The organism is Streptomyces sp. NPDC056600, assembly GCF_042792855.1.
Classification (GTDB): Bacteria; Actinomycetota; Actinomycetes; order Streptomycetales; family Streptomycetaceae; genus Streptomyces.
This window is the reverse complement of record NZ_JBHTVQ010000054.1, coordinates 33,047-48,988: the sequence shown is the minus strand read 5'-3', so window position 1 is coordinate 48,988 and position 15,942 is coordinate 33,047. Positions and strand designations below refer to the sequence as shown.

The window sequence follows — 15,942 nt, the reverse complement described above, 5'->3', positions numbered from 1 at the left end:
GGCCCCTGACCGCCACACGCGGTCGGGGGCCTCTGCCGTGTCCAGGGGGCCGTGCCGGAGGGGTCAGGCGTCCAGGACCTGCCCGTCGCGGCTGACCACCGGCTTGTCGACACTCCACGGGAAGTTGATCCAGTCGTCCGTGCGCTTCCACACGTACTCGCACTTCACCAGGGAGTGCGACTTCTCGTAGATCACCGCGCTGCGCACCTCGGCGACCGTGTCCAGGCAGAAGTCGCGGACCAGCTTGAGCGTCTTGCCGGTGTCGGCGACGTCGTCGGTGATCAGGACCTTCTTGTCGGAGAAGTCGATCAGGTTGGGCACCGGGGCCAGCATGACCGGCATGTCCAGGGTGGTGCCGACGCCGGTGTAGAACTCGACGTTCACCAGATGCAGGTTCTTGCAGTCCAGCGCGTAGGCCAGGCCGCCCGCCACGAAGACGCCGCCGCGGGCGATGGACAGCACCATGTCGGGCCGGTAGCCGTCCTCCGCGATGGTGTGGGCCAGCTCCCGCACCGCCACGCCGAACTTCTCGTAGGTCAGGTTCTCGCGCACGTCCGTCGCGTCAGCCATGGTGCTCTCCTGCCTCAGACCTGGGTGCGGTGGAAGTTCAGGAAGGACCGCGACGGCGTCGGGCCGCGCTGCCCCTGGTACCGCGAGCCGTACCGCTCGCTGCCGTACGGGAACTCGGCGGGCGAGCTCAGCCGGAACATGCACAGCTGGCCGATCTTCATCCCGGGCCACAGCTTGATCGGCAGCGTCGCGAGGTTGGACAGCTCCAGCGTCACGTGGCCGGAGAAGCCTGGGTCGATGAAGCCGGCGGTGGAGTGGGTGACCAGGCCGAGACGGCCCAGCGAGCTCTTGCCCTCCAGCCGGGAGGCGATGTCGTCCGGCAGGCTCACCACCTCGTAGGTGGAGGCGAGCACGAACTCACCCGGGTGGAGGATGAACGGCTCGTCCTCCTCCGGCTCCACCAGCCGGGTCAGCTCCGGCTGCTCGACCGCCGGGTCGATGTGCGGGTACCGGTGGTTCTCGAAGACCCGGAAGAAGCGGTCCAGCCTGACGTCGATACTCGACGGCTGCACCATGGCGGGGTCGAACGGGTCGATCTTCACCCGGCCCTTGTCGATCTCGGCACGGATGTCCTGGTCTGAGAGAAGCACGCTGCAAGACTACGCGGGGGCCTCCGGCCCTGCCGGACGACCCCCGCGCTCACGCCTGCCTCCTGCGCGCCGCCTACTGCTTCTGCAGCAGACCCGCCGACACCGGGACCACGCTGCGCAGCCGCGCACAGCGGGGACACCGCATCAGCCGGCCGGGGCCGAGACGCTCGGCCTTCTGCATCGGGAACGAAGCCGCGGTGAACACATGCCCTTCGGCACAACGGACGACGGTGCTCTCCATCAAGTCGTTCAAGTCCCTTCCCCAAAGAACCGCGCCGGACCGGAAGACCCGACGAGGAAAGCCACATTACGGGATCAAAGGGACGACCCTCCACGCGGCACTCCGACCCTCTCCGGCTCCGCCGGAAGACCGGGCCGGCCCCGCCGGGGCCCTCCACGCGCGGCCCACCGTACGCCCCAACTCCGGTGCCCCGCACACCGCTCCGCACACCTGTGAGCCACACCGCAGACCCAACGCCACGAGGCCCCGCGCGACAGCACGCGGAGCCTCGGATGGGGTACAGTAAGGGCGCCGACACCGGTACAGATCCGGCGTCCAGGCGGGTGTAGTTTAATGGTAGAACATCAGCTTCCCAAGCTGAGAGCGCGAGTTCGATTCTCGTCACCCGCTCCAGAGTGAAACCCCAGGTCATCGACCTGGGGTCTGTTTGTTGTTTAGACCATTTCTAGGGCTCCATGCCCTCCGCGTGCCCGTACGGGCGGGCAACAGCGGTCTACAGGGGTGCTTCCTGGAAGCCGCAGCACAGACTGGACAGCCATGGCCTCCCACATGCGCGGCCACCGCGCAGCATGTCGACGGCCACTGCTTCCTGACTGGAACTTAGCGACGAGATCCGACCAAGCCGCTCTCGTAGGCGACGATGACGGCCTGTACGCGGTCACGCACGCCCAACTTCGCGAGGACGTTGCCGACGTGCGTCTTGACCGTCGTCACCGACAGCACGAGACGTTCCGCGATCTCCACGTTGGACAGCCCGTCCGCGACTCCGCGCAGCACGTCGGTCTCCCGCGGGGTGAGGGCTCGCAGCCTCGGATCGACGGCGTCGTCGCGCGGGTCCGCGTCGGCGCTGTGCGGGAGGTGGTGTGCGAAGAGGTCGAGCATGCGCCGTACGACACGCGGCGCGACCACGGAACTGCCCGACGCCACGGTGCGGATCGCCTCGGCGAGCTCCTCAGGCCGGGCACTCTTGATCAGGAACCCGCTCGCGCCGCCGCGCAGCGCGGCGAACGCGTACTCGTCGACGTCGAACGTGGTGACCACAAGCACGCGGGTCGCGGGATGCTCCGCCGCAATCCTGCGGGTGGCCTCGATGCCGTCCATGCCCGGCATCCGCACGTCCATGACGACGACGTCGGGGGCGAGGGTGGCGACCTGTTCGAGTGCCACCCGGCCGTCCGCGGCCTCGCCGACGACGGTCAGGTCGGGCTCGGAATCGATGGCGAGCCGGAAGCCCATGCGCAGGAGCGCCTGGTCGTCCACGAGCAGGACCGTGATCATCGGGGGCCGTCCTCCGCGACAGTGCCGGGCACCGCGTCGGGGCACGGCAGCTCCACATGCACCTGCCAGCCGCCCGCGGCGCGCGGGCCCACCATCATATGACCGCCCAACAGTGCGGCCCGCTCCCGCATGCCGACGATGCCGCGTTCCGTGCCACTGCCCGTGCCCGGGCCGGTGCCTGCTTCGTTGACGACGTCGACCTCGACCGTTGACGGGGTGCGCCGCACCGCGACCGACACGGCAGGCGCGCCGGGCGCGTGCCGCAGCACGTTCGTGAGCGCCTCGGTGACGATGCGTGTCACGGCCAGCCGCAGTGCCGTGTCGGAGGGCAGGGGCGTGTCGAGCCCGGTGGCCGACACGGGCATCCCTGCGGTGCGGAAGCGGCGCACGACCGAGTCGAGGTCCGCCCCTTGCGGGGTGGCGTCCGCGGGTTCGAGGGCGCCGAGCACGCGTTGCATGTCGGCGAGAGCTTCGCGGCCGGTGCGGGACAGTTCGCCCAGCGCCTCGCGTGAGGCGTCCGGTGCCCGGTCGAACGCGGCCGCCGCACCGTCGGAGAGTGCGATCATCACGGACACGGAGTGCGCGACGACGTCGTGCATCTCACGGGCGAGGCGTTCGCGCTCCGCCGTGCGGGCGAGCGCCGCGGACGTGTCCCGCTCCCGGGCGACCGCCCGGTAACGTTCCTCGATGTCGTGAGCATGCTGACGGCGGTCCCGGGCGGCGAAGCCGACCAGGACCCCAGCCAGCAGGGTGACCAGCAGCAGGACGATCGACACGATCCGGCGTTCCGGCGAGAACGGGGGCTTGGCCAGGTGCCAGTACGGGTCCTCGGCGTAGTACCCGGTCCACAGGAACATCTCGAGGATGCCGATCTCCTGGAGCCACCACAGGGCCGCCGACATCGTCACGGCGACGGCGGTGACGAGCAGCCAGGTGGTCCGCGCGTCCCGGGACGACGCGACCGCGGCCGCCGAGAATCCCAGGTAGAGGCCGAGGACACCTGTGACGCCCGCCGTCATGAGTGAGGCGCCGGCGACGACGGTCAGCACGACCAGGACGACGATCGGCCACCGTCGCCGCACGAGCAGCAGTCCCGCCCCGAGGACGGCGCCGGCGAGCCAGGCAGACGGGACCGCCCAGTGTTCGGCACCGCCGGGCGGGTAGTAGCCCAGTGCGACGATGCCGTCGACGGTGTCTCCGACCAGAGCGGCACCCAGGATGCCGAACACCCCGACGCCCGTGAGGACCAAGGCCACGTCCCCGAGGGGTGGATGCGCGGCCCAGAACCTGCGCACCGGTCCGATCCCCCGCACCTGCACCCCGCCCAGCAACAGGGTGTGCTCCACGGCGGACGGCGGGATCGCCGACGATGTGACCATGATCCCCGCTTCTCCCGTCACGCGATGTCCCCCCGACGAAGTCGCGCCGCTGCCGCCACCAGCAGAACCGTCGCCCAGCCGACCACCAGGAGCCCCGCAGCCCAGGTTTCCAGAGGGGGTCCCGACGACGCGGCGTCGAGCGCGGCAAGCTGGTCGTCACCGGTCAGCAGGCGCATCCCTGTACCGGGCAGGAACGCCCGCACGGTGTCGGTGAACCTGCCGGGGTTCATGGCGAGGAACTGGTCGAGCACGACGACGCCCACCACTGCGGTCACGAACGCCCCCGCGGGACGACGCAACAGGGCCCCGAGCCCCAGGCCCACCAGCGCCAGCGCCGTCTGGTGGAGCACGAACCCGACCAGCATCCGCACGGTCTCGGCGTCGGCGAGGTTCAACGGAATCCCCAGGGCGTCACATCGTGCGGCCGTCACCGCGATCGACGCCACCAGTGCGACAGCGGCAGCGGCGACGGCCGACACCGCCGTGAGCACCGCCTGAGCGGCGAGCACCGGAAGCCTGCGCGGCACGGCCACGAACGTCACGTCGGCCATGCCGGTGCGGAACTCCTCGGATCCCGCCGTCACGCCCAGGGCGAGGAAGCCCACCTGGGCGAGCACGTACCCTGCGACCGCCAACGAAGCACCGGTGGCGCCGCCGCCCGGCCGGGCGAACAGGCTCAGCCCGAAGGCCGTCGCCGCCGCCACCGCCACGCAACTCAGCACCGTCCACCGAAATGTCCGCACGCTGGTCATCTTGTCGCCCTCCGAGGTGAGCACGCGCAGGAAGGTCACAGGCGAACTCTTCACGTCACATCCTCCAGACGCAGACGCAGACGCAGGCGCAGAGCGGCGGCAGCGAGCGGGGCAAGGGCCCAGGCGGCAAGCACGAGCCCGCCGCCGACGGCACCGAGGTCCGGCGCGCCAGGCATCGCGAAGGCGCCGGACGACGTCACCAGAAGCCCACCAGCGCCTGAAGGCAGCAGCGTCGTGATCGTGTTCACCACCGTCTCCTGCGGCGTGACACCCTCGACGAACGTGCTGCCGCCAGGCTCGACGAATGTGCTGCCGCCAGGCTCGACGGCCAGTGTCAGCACCACGGGGAGGATGAGGGTCAGGCCGACGACGGTGACCAGCGCAGGAACCACCCGGCGAACCAGCGCCCCGACGGCGAGCCCGAACAGGGCCAATCCGGTGAGGAGCAGCACCATCCCGGCCAGTTCCCGCGGCGTCGACCCCTCGGTCAGGTTCACCGGCAGGTTTCGGGACGACGCCGCGGGAAGGATCGCCAGGACGGCCGCAACGACCGAGGCCACGGCCACGAGCAGCGCGAACCCGGCGACGGCGGCCGTCTGGGCGGCGAGCACGCGCCGGCGCCACGGCACGGCGACGAAGGTCGTGCGGAAACCTCCCGTGCTGAACTCGCCGGTCCCGGCCAGGACGCCCAACACCAGCGGTCCGAGCTGCGTGAGCATGAGTCCGGCGGTGAGGTCGCCCAGCGGGTCGTAACCCGGGTCACCCGACGAGGCGTCGGCCGACAGATACGTCAGTGCCGCGGACGCCGCCACCGAGGCGAGCGCGGCCCACCAGGTGGAACGCAGGCTCGTCAGCTTCGTCCACTCCGCTGCGACGACACGCGGGAGGGTCGCACCGCGACCGCGCACGCTCATCGGGCCCCTCCCTCGGCAGCGCCGGCCCGGTACTCGACCGAGCCCGCGGTCAGCTGCAGGTACGCGTCCTCGAGCGACACGGTGCCGGGTGCAAGCTCCCCCAAGGCCGCGTCGGCGAGCAGGCGGCCTCTGCCGATGACGACGACACGGTCGGCGCACAGCGCGAGCTCGTGCACGAGATGCGAGGAGAGCAGCACGGTACGGCCCTCGGCAGCGAGGTCCTTGACGAGGTGACGTACCCACAGGACGCCGTCCGGGTCGAGGCCGTTGACCGGCTCGTCCAGGATCAGCGTGCCCGGGTCGCCGAGCAGCGCACCGGCGATACCGAGCCGCTGCCCCATTCCCAGTGAGAACGTCCCGGTGCGGCGTCCGGCCACCGACTCCAGGCCGGTCAGTCCGATGACCTCCTCGACGCGGGACCGCGGGATGCCGTGCGTACGCGCCATCGCCATGAGGTGCCGGAACCCCGTGCGTCCCGGGTGGACCGAGCGGGCGTCGAGCATCGTTCCCACGGAGCGCAGCGGAGCGCTCAGGTCCGCGTAGCGCAGGCCGTCCACCGTCGCGGTGCCGGACATGGGCCGCTCCAGTCCGACGATCATCCGCATCGTGGTCGACTTACCGGCACCGTTCGGGCCGAGGAACCCGGTGACTGCTCCCCGCGGGGCCGTGAACGTCAGCCCGTCCACGGGGGTGTGTGGTCCATACCGCTTCGTGAGAGCCTGCACCTGAATCACGTGACCTCCCAGTCCTGCCGAAGTTCTGCTTCCTCCGGCCGGACACGACGGTAAGAACCCGAGCCGCGCCGCCAGCACCTGCCTGCGGACGAGATCAGCTTCCGGCGCGCCTCGTCCTTCAGGAGGAGGTGCGGGACTCCCGGCCTTGATCGTCCCCTACGTCCGCGTCAGTTCGGCCGACCAGAACACCGTCCGCCAACTCGACGCCCTCTCGAACCGCCACCCGCTCGGTCGTCCTCGTCGCGGCGCCGTGCCTCGCGGTGGCCGTCCTGCTTTTCACCTGGGGGCCGCAGCGTGCCGCCCGGGGCCGTCGTGCTGATATCGGCTGCCCTGGCCGGCACGGTGCTCGCCGCGGTGCATCATGCCGACGTGATCGCCCACCGGGTGGGCGAACCGTTCGGCTCACTGATCCTCGGCATCACCCTGGAGACGGAGATCCTCAAGCTGTACGTACGCTGAGCCGCCCGCCCACCGCCGAAGCGGGCCAGTCCCCGACGGACCGCTTCCACCTCAGAGGGTGACCGTGCGCAACTGGCCCGGCTGGGGATCCGCGTCCTGGTGGTCGGCGGCGCCGGCGCCCTGCGCAGCCCCGGCGCCCCGGACCTGCCGGTCGCCGACAACCCCGTGTACGTGCCCGCCGAGTACCGCGCCGTGGCCGCCGCCGGAGTTGCCCAGCTGCGGACCTGCGGGGCCCACTCCGGTGCCGACTGGGTCTACCTGAGCCCGCCGGCTCTGCTGGAACCCGGCACCCGCCCCGGCCGGTACCGGCGCAGCACAGACACCTTGCTCATCGGCCCAGACGGGAAGTCCCGCATCAGCGCCGAGGACTTGGCCGTAGCCGTGCTGGACGAATTCGAGAGCCCAGGAGCCGAGCGGCACTTCACGGTGGCACAACGGCACCCTGGTCGCGTGCCCTCCGCGTGCCCGTTCAGGCGGTGAACAGGGGTCTCCAGCGGCGACTCCAGACATCAGCGGCAACCCCCGCACGGCAGGCAAAGACACAGGTCACAGCCCTGCAACGTGCCAAGCGCCCATCTCTTCCCAAGCTGGGAGCGCGAGTTCGATTCTCGTCACCCGCTCCGTGCGAAGCCCTCAGGTCGAAGACCCGGGGTTCTTTGTTGTCCAGACCGGTAAGCGGGCCACGCACATGTCGAAGACGTCGGAGACGTACTTGATGCGCCCGGCGGCTGAAGGTGTTGTCACGGCCATGGCCCGGCTGGGCGGTCACCGTGCCTTCATCGGCTCCGGTGCGTTGTGGGCGCGACGGTAGGCCAGTGGCGACAGGCCCAGGTACGTGTGGAAGTGCTTGCGCAGTGCGACGGGGTCACCGAAGCCGCAAGCGGTGGCGATCCGCGCGACGGTGAGGTCGGTGGACTCCAGCAGCAGGCGCGCGTGGGCCAGCCGCCGCTGCGCCAGCCACTTCAGCGGGCTGCTGCCCACCTCGCCGCGGAACCGCCGGGTGAAGGTGCGCACACTCATGTGCGCGTGCCGGGCCATGTCCTCCAGTGTGATCGGCTCGGCGAGCCGGTCCAGCGCCCACTGCCGGGTCGCCGAAGTGGAACGGTCGGTGTCCTGCGGAACCGGGTGCTCGATGAACTGCGCCTGCCCGCCCTCGCGCCACGGCGCCACCACGCAGCGTCGCGCGGCGGCCGAGGCGACCGCCGCCCCGTGGTCCAGACGGACCAGGTGCAGGCACAGGTCGATGCCGGCCGCTCCGCCGGCGGACGTCAGGATGCGTCCGTTGTCGACGAACAGCACGTCCGGATCGACCTCGACGTCGGGGAACAGCCGCGCCAGCGCGTCACACAGCGCCCAGTGCGTGGTGGCCCGCCGGCCGTCCAGCAGACCGGCCGCCGCGAGCAGGAAGGCCGAGGTACACAGGCTGACGATGCGGGTCCGCGGCCCTATCCGGTCCAGCACCGCGGCGAGTTCCTCGGGGAGCGCGCCGGTCGCGAGCAGGTGCTCGCCGGGCTCCTGCGTGGCCAGAACGACGGTGTCCGCAGTCTCCAGCGCCGACTCGTCGTGGTCGACGACGATCCGGTAGTCCTCGTGCGTGCGTACCGGCCGGCCGCCGAGGGAGCAGGTGACGACGGAGTACAGACGAGTCCCGTCCGGTTCACAGGCCTCGTTGAACACCCGCGCCGGGATGCCCAGGTCCAGCGGCAGGACTCCGTCGAGGGCGAGAACGGCAACACGATGCGGCATGGCCGGAATGGTACGACAGGTGACCCTCCGGCCACTCACTCGCCTCCGTGAGCACACGCCACTGTTCTTTTGCCGGGACCGCGGTCCCGGCAAAAGAACAGTGAGACGGACATGAGCGAGGACAACATGAGCGAGCACACCATGCGGGCTGTCACCGTCAAGGAGTTCGGCGGGCCGGAGGCGCTGACCGTCGAGGAGGTCGTGCGCCCCGAGCCGCTGCCGACCGAGGTGCTGGTGCGAGTGCATGCCGCCGGCGTCAACCCGGTGGACTGGAAGACCCGCGAGGGTCAGGGCATGGCGGGGCTGCAGACGCTCCCGCTGGTCCTGGGCTGGGACGTCTCCGGTGTCGTCGAGGAGGTCGGCTTCGGCGTCACCACCCTCGCGCCCGGCGACGAGGTGTACGGCATGCCGTGGTTCCCGCGTGCCGCCGGCGGCTACGCCGAGTACGTGACCGCCCCGGCCCGCCAGTGGGCCCGCAAGCCGGCCACCTTGGACCACAAGCACGCGGCCGCCGTACCGCTGGCGGCGCTGACCGCCTGGCAGACCGTGGTCGACACCGCCCACGTCCAGGCCGGCCAGCGCGTCCTGATCACGGCCGCCGCCGGCGGGGTGGGCCACTTCGCGGTCCAGTTCGCCCGGCACCTGGGCGCCCACGTGATCGCCACCGCCAGCGCCGCCCGCCACCCCTGGCTCAAGGAACTCGGCGCCGACGAGACCATCGACTACACCACCACCCGCTTCGAGGACGTCGTCAAGGACGTCGACGTCGTCATCGACCTGGTGGGCGACGCCCATGACCGGACCAGCGCCCGCTCGCTCAAGGTCCTGCGCCCGGGCGGCCTGCTGGTCGCCGTCCCGTCCGGCGTCTCCCCGGAGCTGATCACGGCCGCCGAGGCGGCCGGGGTGCGGGCCACCCCGTACCTGGTCGAGCCGGACGGCACAGCCCTGACCACGATCGCAGGCCTCATCGACGCCGGTGAGATCGCCGTCGAGGTGGAGGAGACCTTCCCGCTGGAGCAGGCCGGCGCGGCCCACGCCCGCGTCGAGGCCGGCCGCACCCGCGGCAAGATCGTTCTCACCGTCGCCGACTGACCACCCTCGCCAGCAGTTCGGAGCAGCGCCGTGTACTACGAAATCCGCCGCTACCAGGCCCGGCCCGGGCGTCGCGAGGAGTGGGTGCGTTACATGGAGAACGTGGTCATCCCGTTCCAGGCCTCGCTGGGTATGGACGTGACCGCCTCCTTCGTCGATGCCCAGGACGAGGACGGATACGTGTGGATCCGCCGGTTCGAGGAAGAGGCCCAGAGCGAAGCCCTGTACGCGGCCGTCTACCAGCACGACAGCTGGAAGAACGAGATCGGGCCGGTCGTCCACGGCCTGCTGATCCCCGAGAAGACCGTCGTCACCCGCGTGGTCCCCACCCCGGCCTCACCCCTGCGGTGACCCGGCTCACGGCCGCTTCATCCGCCACCGCACCGCACCGCACCGCACCGCAACAAAGGAACCATCATGAGCACCGGGACACTCCAGAAGTCGGCCCCCGCCTCGTCAATCACCCAAGCCGCCGCCAGCACACTCAGCGCGGCGGTACACACCGCCGCCGCGCGGATCGGCTTCACGGCGGCCGTCGCCGTCACCGACCAGGGCGGACATCTGAAGGCATTCGACCGGGCCGACGACGCGCCCTTCCTCACCGCCGAGGTCGCCCTCGACAAGGCCTGGACCGCGGCCTCCTTCCGCATCCCCACCCACACGTGGAACGACCTGCTCGCCAACCCGCGGATCGCGCCGCTGGGCGGCCACCCTCGTGTGATGGCCGTCGGCGGCGGCTACCCGATCATCGAGAACGGCCGGTACATAGGAGGGCTGGGGATATCCGGTGGCACCTACGACCAGGACCAGCAGGCCGCCGAGGAGGCCCTGGCCGCCCTCGGGTTCGAACTGCCCGGTCACTGACCGGCCGCCGGAGGGTCGGCCCGTGACTGACCGGCGCTCCGCCAGGGCACAGGCCGACACGTGCGCCACGAAGACCCGCACCAGGTGGTACGGGTCCTCGTGGCGCACGTGCGACGTCACCGGGCTGAAGCCCCAGAGCTCGGTTCACCACCTCAGGGTGGCCCGGACCCGGTCGATCTCGTCGTCCAGTTCCTCCCAGGCCCCGAAGCCGCGGTCGATGGTGGCCATGTCAACGCCGCTCTCGATCTGTCGGGCCCGTTCGACCGGAGTGCCGAACAAGTGCAGAGGGAAGGCCACCGGGTCGAGTCGCGCCTCCTGAAGCGCTTGGACCAGGGCGTCGTCGCTCCAGCTGTCTTCGCCGACCCAGATGAAGGGATCGTCGAAACGCATCAGGCCGGCTCGGATCGCCCTCGTCCACTGGGTGAACAGTGCGGCGAGGCTGGTGGCCGCCCGCACCGGGCCGTTGGTGTCCGGCTCGATCTCGTAGCGCCAGATCTCGCCCTCGTGGTCGCCGGCGAGGACGAAGGTGTAGACGAGTTTGTTGAACCAGATCAGCGGCAACTGGTGCCGCCAGGGGAACGGGGCACCTGCAGACAACGACAAGTAGCCGAACATCTCGTCCACGTTCGCCTCGGTCGGCCAGGGAAACAGCCAACCGGCCTCGGGCAGCGGCGCTCGCTCCTCCCAGCCCCGGGCGTGGAGCCAGCTCAGCTGCTCGGCGACGTGGTCGACATCGAAGATCCGGTGGACCACGTCGGGCGCGGGTGGCGGCACGGGCCCACCGGGACCGTCATCGGGCTCGGGCCAGGGAAGACCCAGGGACGTCGCCGCCGTTCGGTAGTCCCGTACGGCGTCGTGCAGCACCTGCATGTCGTCGAGCATGACGGCGTGACCTCCGGGGTGTTCGGGCATGCCCGCGGTCAGGGTTCGTGTCGGCGAACGGGACACGCCCACCCGCGCTTCCAGTTCCCCGGGAACCGCAGACTGGGCGCACAGGTTGTGCTGTCCGCCGGAAGACGAGGCGGTCGCTGGTCTTCCATGGGCAGACCGTAGTCGGGACGACTGACATCGACTCCCGAGGGGCGAGTCTCCATGGTGCCGCCGCGGACCGGCGGTTGCGCCTGTCGCCTCACCCCCACGGGGAAGCAGGCCGGGTCGCGGCCTCGCGAAGCACCTCGTCCCTCCTGAGGGAGCAGAGACTCTGGCCAGGTGAGGTGGAGGGCCAGAGGTGTCCCAGGCGGTCCGCCGCGCACCATCGCGACTGGGCACTTCCGCCACACTCAGCGTCACAACGCTGATCACACTCCAGCGGCGAGGCCGGTCAGTGATCGCTGTAGTGGAATCGGGCCTTGATGATCTTCACTGCCTTGTCGTCCCACCGGTAAACGATGCGGTTGACATCGTCCACGCGCCGCGACCAGTAGCCGGACAGGTTGCCTTTCAGCGGTTCCGGCTTGCCCATCCCTTCGTCCGGGGTGCGCTGGATTTCCTCGACCAGACGAACGACGCGGCGCAGCGTCTTGCGATCCTGGCCCATCCAGTAGGTGAGGTCGTCCCACGCCTCCGAGCTCCAGGTGATGTCCCTCACCCAGAGCCCTCGGCCATCTCACGAAGCTCGTCCACCGTGGTGGTGACGGTGGCTTCCTGCCCAGCCTTGTCGCGGGCGACGGCAGCGAGCAGCCGAGTCGCGTTGGCAGGCGTGGACAAGAGATACATGGTTTCCTGCCAGGCGTCGAAGTCCTCTTCGGACATGAGGACCGCGTTGCCCTGCTTCGAGGAGATCCGCACGGGCGCGTGATCGTCGTTCACCTGCTTGAGCAGGGGGTAGAGACGCTGGCGAGCCTCGCTTGCGCTTATGGTCACGGGCCCCTCTCCTCCTCTTTCTCTCCGACCTTAGCCGTCAGTACGGAAAACGGTACCACAGACGTACGACATTGCGTACGACATGGTGCAGCACCTCCAGAACCCTGGTGCCTCCGCGTGGTTCATCGCTTCCCTCGAGGCCGGGATGCCGGTCCACACCCCCCGTACACATCTGCGTCGGCCCAAGAGGTACTGGAACGCCTGCATCGCCGGCTCAAGGTCCGTGTCCGCCTCTGCGAGCCGCCGAACGTGCAGGTTGAAGATCCCATGCACAGTCGCAACCCGGCACCGGAGGTCTGCCGCCTACCCAACCCGGAGCAGGCGCTCCACATCACCCCCACCCCTTCTCGACGGGGCGCGGGTGACACGCCATCACCACGCACTGCTGTCACCAGTCCCGCGTCGGCCCCATGAAGGAGTGATGTCTCCAAGCGACACGCACCTCGCACAACAGTCGAAGTGCTCACTGTGAGCGCACTTCATTCTCACGTCCGCCGCTGTGGGCCAGCCTGAACAGACCCGCGGCACAATCGCTGGCAATCCGAGAGTCATCGAGTTCGGCAGCCCAGCAGTTCGTCACAGCCGACGGTGATTGTGGTATCTCCCAACACGCACGGAAGCCGCAGCTACGCTGCCGCGGCACCCTGCTCACGGCTGGCCGGCATACGCAGGGTGTGGTCGCCGAAGTCGGCGACCAGGTCGAGCCTCCCGCCGAGCGCTTCGACGTAACGGGCGATGACGTCCAGGGTGGCGCTCTCGCCGTGCTCGATCTGGGACACCCTCGCGACGCTGACCCCCATCCGGGTAGCGACGTCACGCTGAGCAAGGCCGGACTGCCGCCGCGCCTCTGCCAGCTGGTGACCGCGCGCCTCGGCCAGGAGGCGCAGGGAGCCGGCTTCCACATCGGCGGGCCTGACACCAGCCGCGCCGATCCTCGCCACCCGCTCCACCACCTCGCGCACCGTGGGAAGCCGGCCCATGGGCGACCGCGGCCGCCTTCCGGCACCCGGGCCCGGCGCTCCGGCTGCGGAAACAGATCAAGACCCAGGCGGCTCGACACGGGAGACCCCTTTCACGTCTCGACGCGCCGACATGGGCCGCCCGTCACCGGCAGCGGAGACGCGTCGAAACATTTCGAAGAGGGCTCGGGCATCTCGGTGCCACAAGCCGTGTGCCCCCAGGTTCTACGGCCGAATCCCGCACCGGTGCGGCGGCTCCCCACGAGGGAAAGAGTGGGTGCACGGCAGCCTTTCCCTGTCTCCCTATGGCCTGACTGACGCGTGGGCCGGCACATCCGGCGCGCCAACCGGAACAACAGCAGATCGAAAGTTTCGGTCGCCGGAGAGAAATATTTTTCTGCCGAGTGCATTGACGGCCCCCTGCAGCACCGCAATCATCCACCACTGGAACGACTGGCCACAGACGGCCGCAGGTGCCCCTGCAGGCACCACAGACCCGCACCGCAGCACGCGCCCGACCGCCCCCACACATCATCTGGTCCGGTGAGGTACGCCAAGTTCGTGTCACAACACCGCCGGCAACCGCCGCAGGTCCCTGACGGGACATGACCCCGCGTCACCCGCTTCCGGTCCGCATCGGCCGCCCCATCAGGGCGACCAGGGGCGTTCCCCCGCGGCCCAGCCCTTCAGCCCTCGGTGTCAGTTCTTCCGTTCTGCCGTTCATCCGCGATACCCGCCTTGGAGGCAAAGTCATGGGCTCGTACGCCCTCCCCACATCCGACATCCGCCGAAGGATCCGCGGCCCGGTGCTGGCCCTGGTCGTTGGCGCCGTCGGCCTGGCCACCGCACTGGTCGGACCGTCGAACGCGAGCGCCGCCGAGAGCACGCTCGGCGCCGCCGCCAAGCAGAACGGCCGCTACTTCGGCACCGCGATCGCCTCGGGCAAGCTGGGCGACTCGACCTACACGTCGATCGCCAACCGCGAGTTCAACATGGTGACGGCCGAGAACGAGATGAAGATCGACGCGACCGAGCCGCAGCGCGGTCAGTTCAACTTCACCTCCGCCGACCGCGTCTTCAACTGGGCGACGCAGAACGGCAAGCAGGTGCGCGGTCACACCCTGGCCTGGCACTCCCAGCAGCCGAGCTGGATGCAGAACCTCAGCGGCAGCACGCTGCGCCAGGCGATGATCGACCACATCAACGGCGTGATGGGCCACTACAAGGGCAAGATCGCCCAGTGGGACGTCGTGAACGAGGCGTTCGAGGACGGAAGTTCGGGAGCGCGGCGCGACTCCAACCTGCAGCGCACCGGCAACGACTGGATCGAGGTGGCCTTCCGCACCGCGCGGGCCGCCGACCCGGCCGCCAAGCTCTGCTACAACGACTACAACGTCGAGAACTGGACCTGGGCCAAGACGCAGGCCATGTACAACATGGTCAAGGACTTCAAGTCGCGCGGCGTGCCGATCGACTGCGTGGGCTTCCAGTCGCACTTCAACAGCGGCAGCCCCTACAACAGCAACTTCCGCACCACGCTGCAGAACTTCGCCGCCCTCGGCGTCGACGTGGCGATCACCGAACTCGACATCCAGGGCGCCTCGTCCACGACCTACGCCGCCGTGGTCAACGACTGCCTGGCCGTCTCGCGCTGCCTGGGCATCACCGTCTGGGGCGTGCGCGACAGCGACTCGTGGCGGTCGAGCGACACCCCGCTGCTGTTCAACAACGACGGCAGCAAGAAGGCCGCCTACACCGCCGTCCTCAACGCCCTCAACAGCGGCACCTCCACCCCCGGCCCCACACCCACCGCCACGCCGACCTCGACGCCCACGTCGACGCCCACCTCTCCCTCGGGCGCCGGTCAGATCAAGGGCGTGGGCTCGGGCCGCTGCGTCGACGTGCCCAACTCCAGCACCACCGACGGCACCCAGGTCCAGCTGTGGGACTGCGGCAACGGCACCAACCAGCAGTGGTCGTTCACCGCGGCCGGTGAGCTCAGGGTCTACGGCAACAAGTGCCTGGACGCCGCCGGCACCGGAAACGGCGCCAAGGTCCAGATCTACTCCTGCTGGGGCGGCGACAACCAGAAGTGGCGCCTCAACTCCAACGGCTCCATCACCGGCGTCGAGTCCGGCCTGTGCCTCGACGCCGTCGGCGCCGGAACCGGCAACGGCACCCTGATCCAGCTCTACTCCTGCTCCGGCAGCAGCAACCAGAACTGGACCCGTAGCTGAGCGAAGCACGTCCCGCACAGGGTGCCCGACCCGGTGAGCCAGGGTCGGGCACCCCGGGATGCCGGCGCGGCCGCTCAGCCGCGGCGGTGCGCCAAGGACGGCGAGGACACGGTGCGCCCGTTTTTGTGGTCTGGAGGACGGAAAAACGGGCGCGCAACGAGAAACCCCAGGTCGTCGGCCTGGGGTTTACTTGTCGCCACGCCCGGTCTCGCGCTGCTCACGCACAAGTACGCGATCGACGCCGCCGACAGCCCCGCAGCCGCA

The 15,942-nt window shown here is 69.9% G+C and carries 18 protein-coding genes, 1 tRNA gene and 1 pseudogene; 7 read left to right on the top strand and 13 right to left on the bottom strand.

Annotated elements, in window-relative coordinates:
• Positions 1–63 precede the first annotated feature (63 nt).
• From ACFRAV_RS24260 to ACFRAV_RS24250, 3 genes are all read right to left on the bottom strand, one after another.
• Complete coding sequence (locus ACFRAV_RS24260; RefSeq protein WP_351114887.1) at positions 64–570, bottom strand: phosphoribosyltransferase; 507 nt, start codon at positions 568–570, stop codon at positions 64–66.
• Between the two features lie 14 nt (positions 571–584).
• Complete coding sequence (gene dcd, locus ACFRAV_RS24255) at positions 585–1,160, bottom strand: dCTP deaminase (RefSeq protein WP_351114888.1); 576 nt, start codon at positions 1,158–1,160, stop codon at positions 585–587.
• Positions 1,161–1,233: 73 nt separating this feature from the next.
• The gene (locus tag ACFRAV_RS24250; protein ID WP_351115058.1) at positions 1,234–1,413 is read right to left on the bottom strand and encodes a hypothetical protein; all 180 of its coding nucleotides are present in this window, start codon (positions 1,411–1,413) and stop codon (positions 1,234–1,236) included.
• Between the two features lie 307 nt (positions 1,414–1,720).
• Here ACFRAV_RS24250 and ACFRAV_RS24245 point away from each other — a divergent pair.
• Positions 1,721–1,794: transfer RNA gene (locus ACFRAV_RS24245), tRNA-Gly, on the top strand.
• A 207-nt stretch (positions 1,795–2,001) separates the two neighbouring features.
• Here ACFRAV_RS24245 and ACFRAV_RS24240 read toward each other — a convergent pair.
• Genes ACFRAV_RS24240 through ACFRAV_RS24220 form a run of 5 tightly spaced genes read right to left on the bottom strand, consistent with a single transcriptional unit; the run spans position 2,002 to position 6,458 of the window.
• Positions 2,002–2,679, bottom strand: coding sequence for a response regulator (locus ACFRAV_RS24240; protein WP_382558362.1), 678 nt, complete (start codon positions 2,677–2,679; stop codon positions 2,002–2,004).
• Positions 2,676–4,058, bottom strand: coding sequence for a sensor histidine kinase (locus ACFRAV_RS24235; RefSeq protein WP_382558361.1), 1,383 nt, complete (start codon positions 4,056–4,058; stop codon positions 2,676–2,678). The genes ACFRAV_RS24240 and ACFRAV_RS24235 overlap by 4 nt, the downstream gene beginning before the upstream one ends.
• 17 nt (positions 4,059–4,075) lie before the next feature.
• Positions 4,076–4,849: a hypothetical protein gene (locus ACFRAV_RS24230; protein ID WP_382558360.1), complete on the bottom strand. Its 774-nt coding sequence runs from the start codon at positions 4,847–4,849 to the stop codon at positions 4,076–4,078.
• 11 nt (positions 4,850–4,860) lie between these two features.
• The gene (locus ACFRAV_RS24225; protein ID WP_382558359.1) at positions 4,861–5,724 is read right to left on the bottom strand and encodes a hypothetical protein; all 864 of its coding nucleotides are present in this window, start codon (positions 5,722–5,724) and stop codon (positions 4,861–4,863) included.
• Positions 5,721–6,458 (bottom strand): ABC transporter ATP-binding protein, encoded by a 738-nt coding sequence (locus ACFRAV_RS24220; protein ID WP_382558358.1) that lies wholly within the window; start codon positions 6,456–6,458, stop codon positions 5,721–5,723. Before ACFRAV_RS24220 ends, ACFRAV_RS24225 begins: the two co-directional genes overlap by 4 nt.
• A 312-nt stretch (positions 6,459–6,770) precedes the next feature.
• Between ACFRAV_RS24220 and ACFRAV_RS24215 the strand changes: the two genes are divergently transcribed.
• Complete coding sequence (locus ACFRAV_RS24215) at positions 6,771–6,917, top strand: hypothetical protein (protein ID WP_382558357.1); 147 nt, start codon at positions 6,771–6,773, stop codon at positions 6,915–6,917.
• Between the two features lie 75 nt (positions 6,918–6,992).
• Positions 6,993–7,397: pseudogene (locus ACFRAV_RS24210) on the top strand (NAD(P)-dependent oxidoreductase); the annotation flags it as partial.
• Positions 7,398–7,682: 285 nt separating this feature from the next.
• Here the strand turns inward: ACFRAV_RS24210 and ACFRAV_RS24205 are convergent.
• Positions 7,683–8,663, bottom strand: coding sequence for a GlxA family transcriptional regulator (locus ACFRAV_RS24205; RefSeq protein WP_382558356.1), 981 nt, complete (start codon positions 8,661–8,663; stop codon positions 7,683–7,685).
• A 126-nt stretch (positions 8,664–8,789) separates the two neighbouring features.
• On the opposite strand from ACFRAV_RS24205, the gene ACFRAV_RS24200 reads away from it, so the two are divergent.
• The 3 genes from ACFRAV_RS24200 to ACFRAV_RS24190 all read left to right on the top strand — a co-directional run bounded on the left by ACFRAV_RS24200 (position 8,790) and on the right by ACFRAV_RS24190 (position 10,619).
• Entirely contained in the window at positions 8,790–9,755 is a 966-nt protein-coding gene (locus ACFRAV_RS24200; RefSeq protein WP_382558370.1) for an NADP-dependent oxidoreductase, read from the top strand.
• A 30-nt stretch (positions 9,756–9,785) separates the two neighbouring features.
• Complete coding sequence (locus ACFRAV_RS24195) at positions 9,786–10,106, top strand: NIPSNAP family protein (protein WP_382558355.1); 321 nt, start codon at positions 9,786–9,788, stop codon at positions 10,104–10,106.
• 66 nt (positions 10,107–10,172) lie between these two features.
• Positions 10,173–10,619 (top strand): heme-binding protein, encoded by a 447-nt coding sequence (locus tag ACFRAV_RS24190; protein WP_382558354.1) that lies wholly within the window; start codon positions 10,173–10,175, stop codon positions 10,617–10,619.
• Between the two features lie 144 nt (positions 10,620–10,763).
• Here the strand turns inward: ACFRAV_RS24190 and ACFRAV_RS24185 are convergent, their stop codons facing one another.
• The 4 genes from ACFRAV_RS24185 to ACFRAV_RS24170 all read right to left on the bottom strand — a co-directional run bounded on the left by ACFRAV_RS24185 (position 10,764) and on the right by ACFRAV_RS24170 (position 13,462).
• The gene (locus tag ACFRAV_RS24185; RefSeq protein ID WP_382558353.1) at positions 10,764–11,531 is read right to left on the bottom strand and encodes a hypothetical protein; all 768 of its coding nucleotides are present in this window, start codon (positions 11,529–11,531) and stop codon (positions 10,764–10,766) included.
• Between the two features lie 409 nt (positions 11,532–11,940).
• On the bottom strand, positions 11,941–12,207 hold the full coding sequence (locus ACFRAV_RS24180; protein ID WP_382558352.1) for a Txe/YoeB family addiction module toxin: 267 nt from the start codon (positions 12,205–12,207) through the stop codon (positions 11,941–11,943).
• Complete coding sequence (locus ACFRAV_RS24175) at positions 12,204–12,482, bottom strand: type II toxin-antitoxin system Phd/YefM family antitoxin (protein WP_382558351.1); 279 nt, start codon at positions 12,480–12,482, stop codon at positions 12,204–12,206. Before ACFRAV_RS24175 ends, ACFRAV_RS24180 begins: the two co-directional genes overlap by 4 nt.
• Before the next feature lie 626 nt (positions 12,483–13,108).
• Positions 13,109–13,462 (bottom strand): helix-turn-helix domain-containing protein, encoded by a 354-nt coding sequence (locus ACFRAV_RS24170; RefSeq protein ID WP_382558350.1) that lies wholly within the window; start codon positions 13,460–13,462, stop codon positions 13,109–13,111.
• Between the two features lie 731 nt (positions 13,463–14,193).
• Here ACFRAV_RS24170 and ACFRAV_RS24165 point away from each other — a divergent pair.
• Positions 14,194–15,678 carry an endo-1,4-beta-xylanase gene (locus tag ACFRAV_RS24165; RefSeq protein WP_382558349.1) on the top strand — a complete coding sequence of 495 codons (1,485 nt, stop codon included), beginning with the start codon at positions 14,194–14,196 and terminating at the stop codon, positions 15,676–15,678.
• Positions 15,679–15,942: the final 264 nt, after the last annotated feature.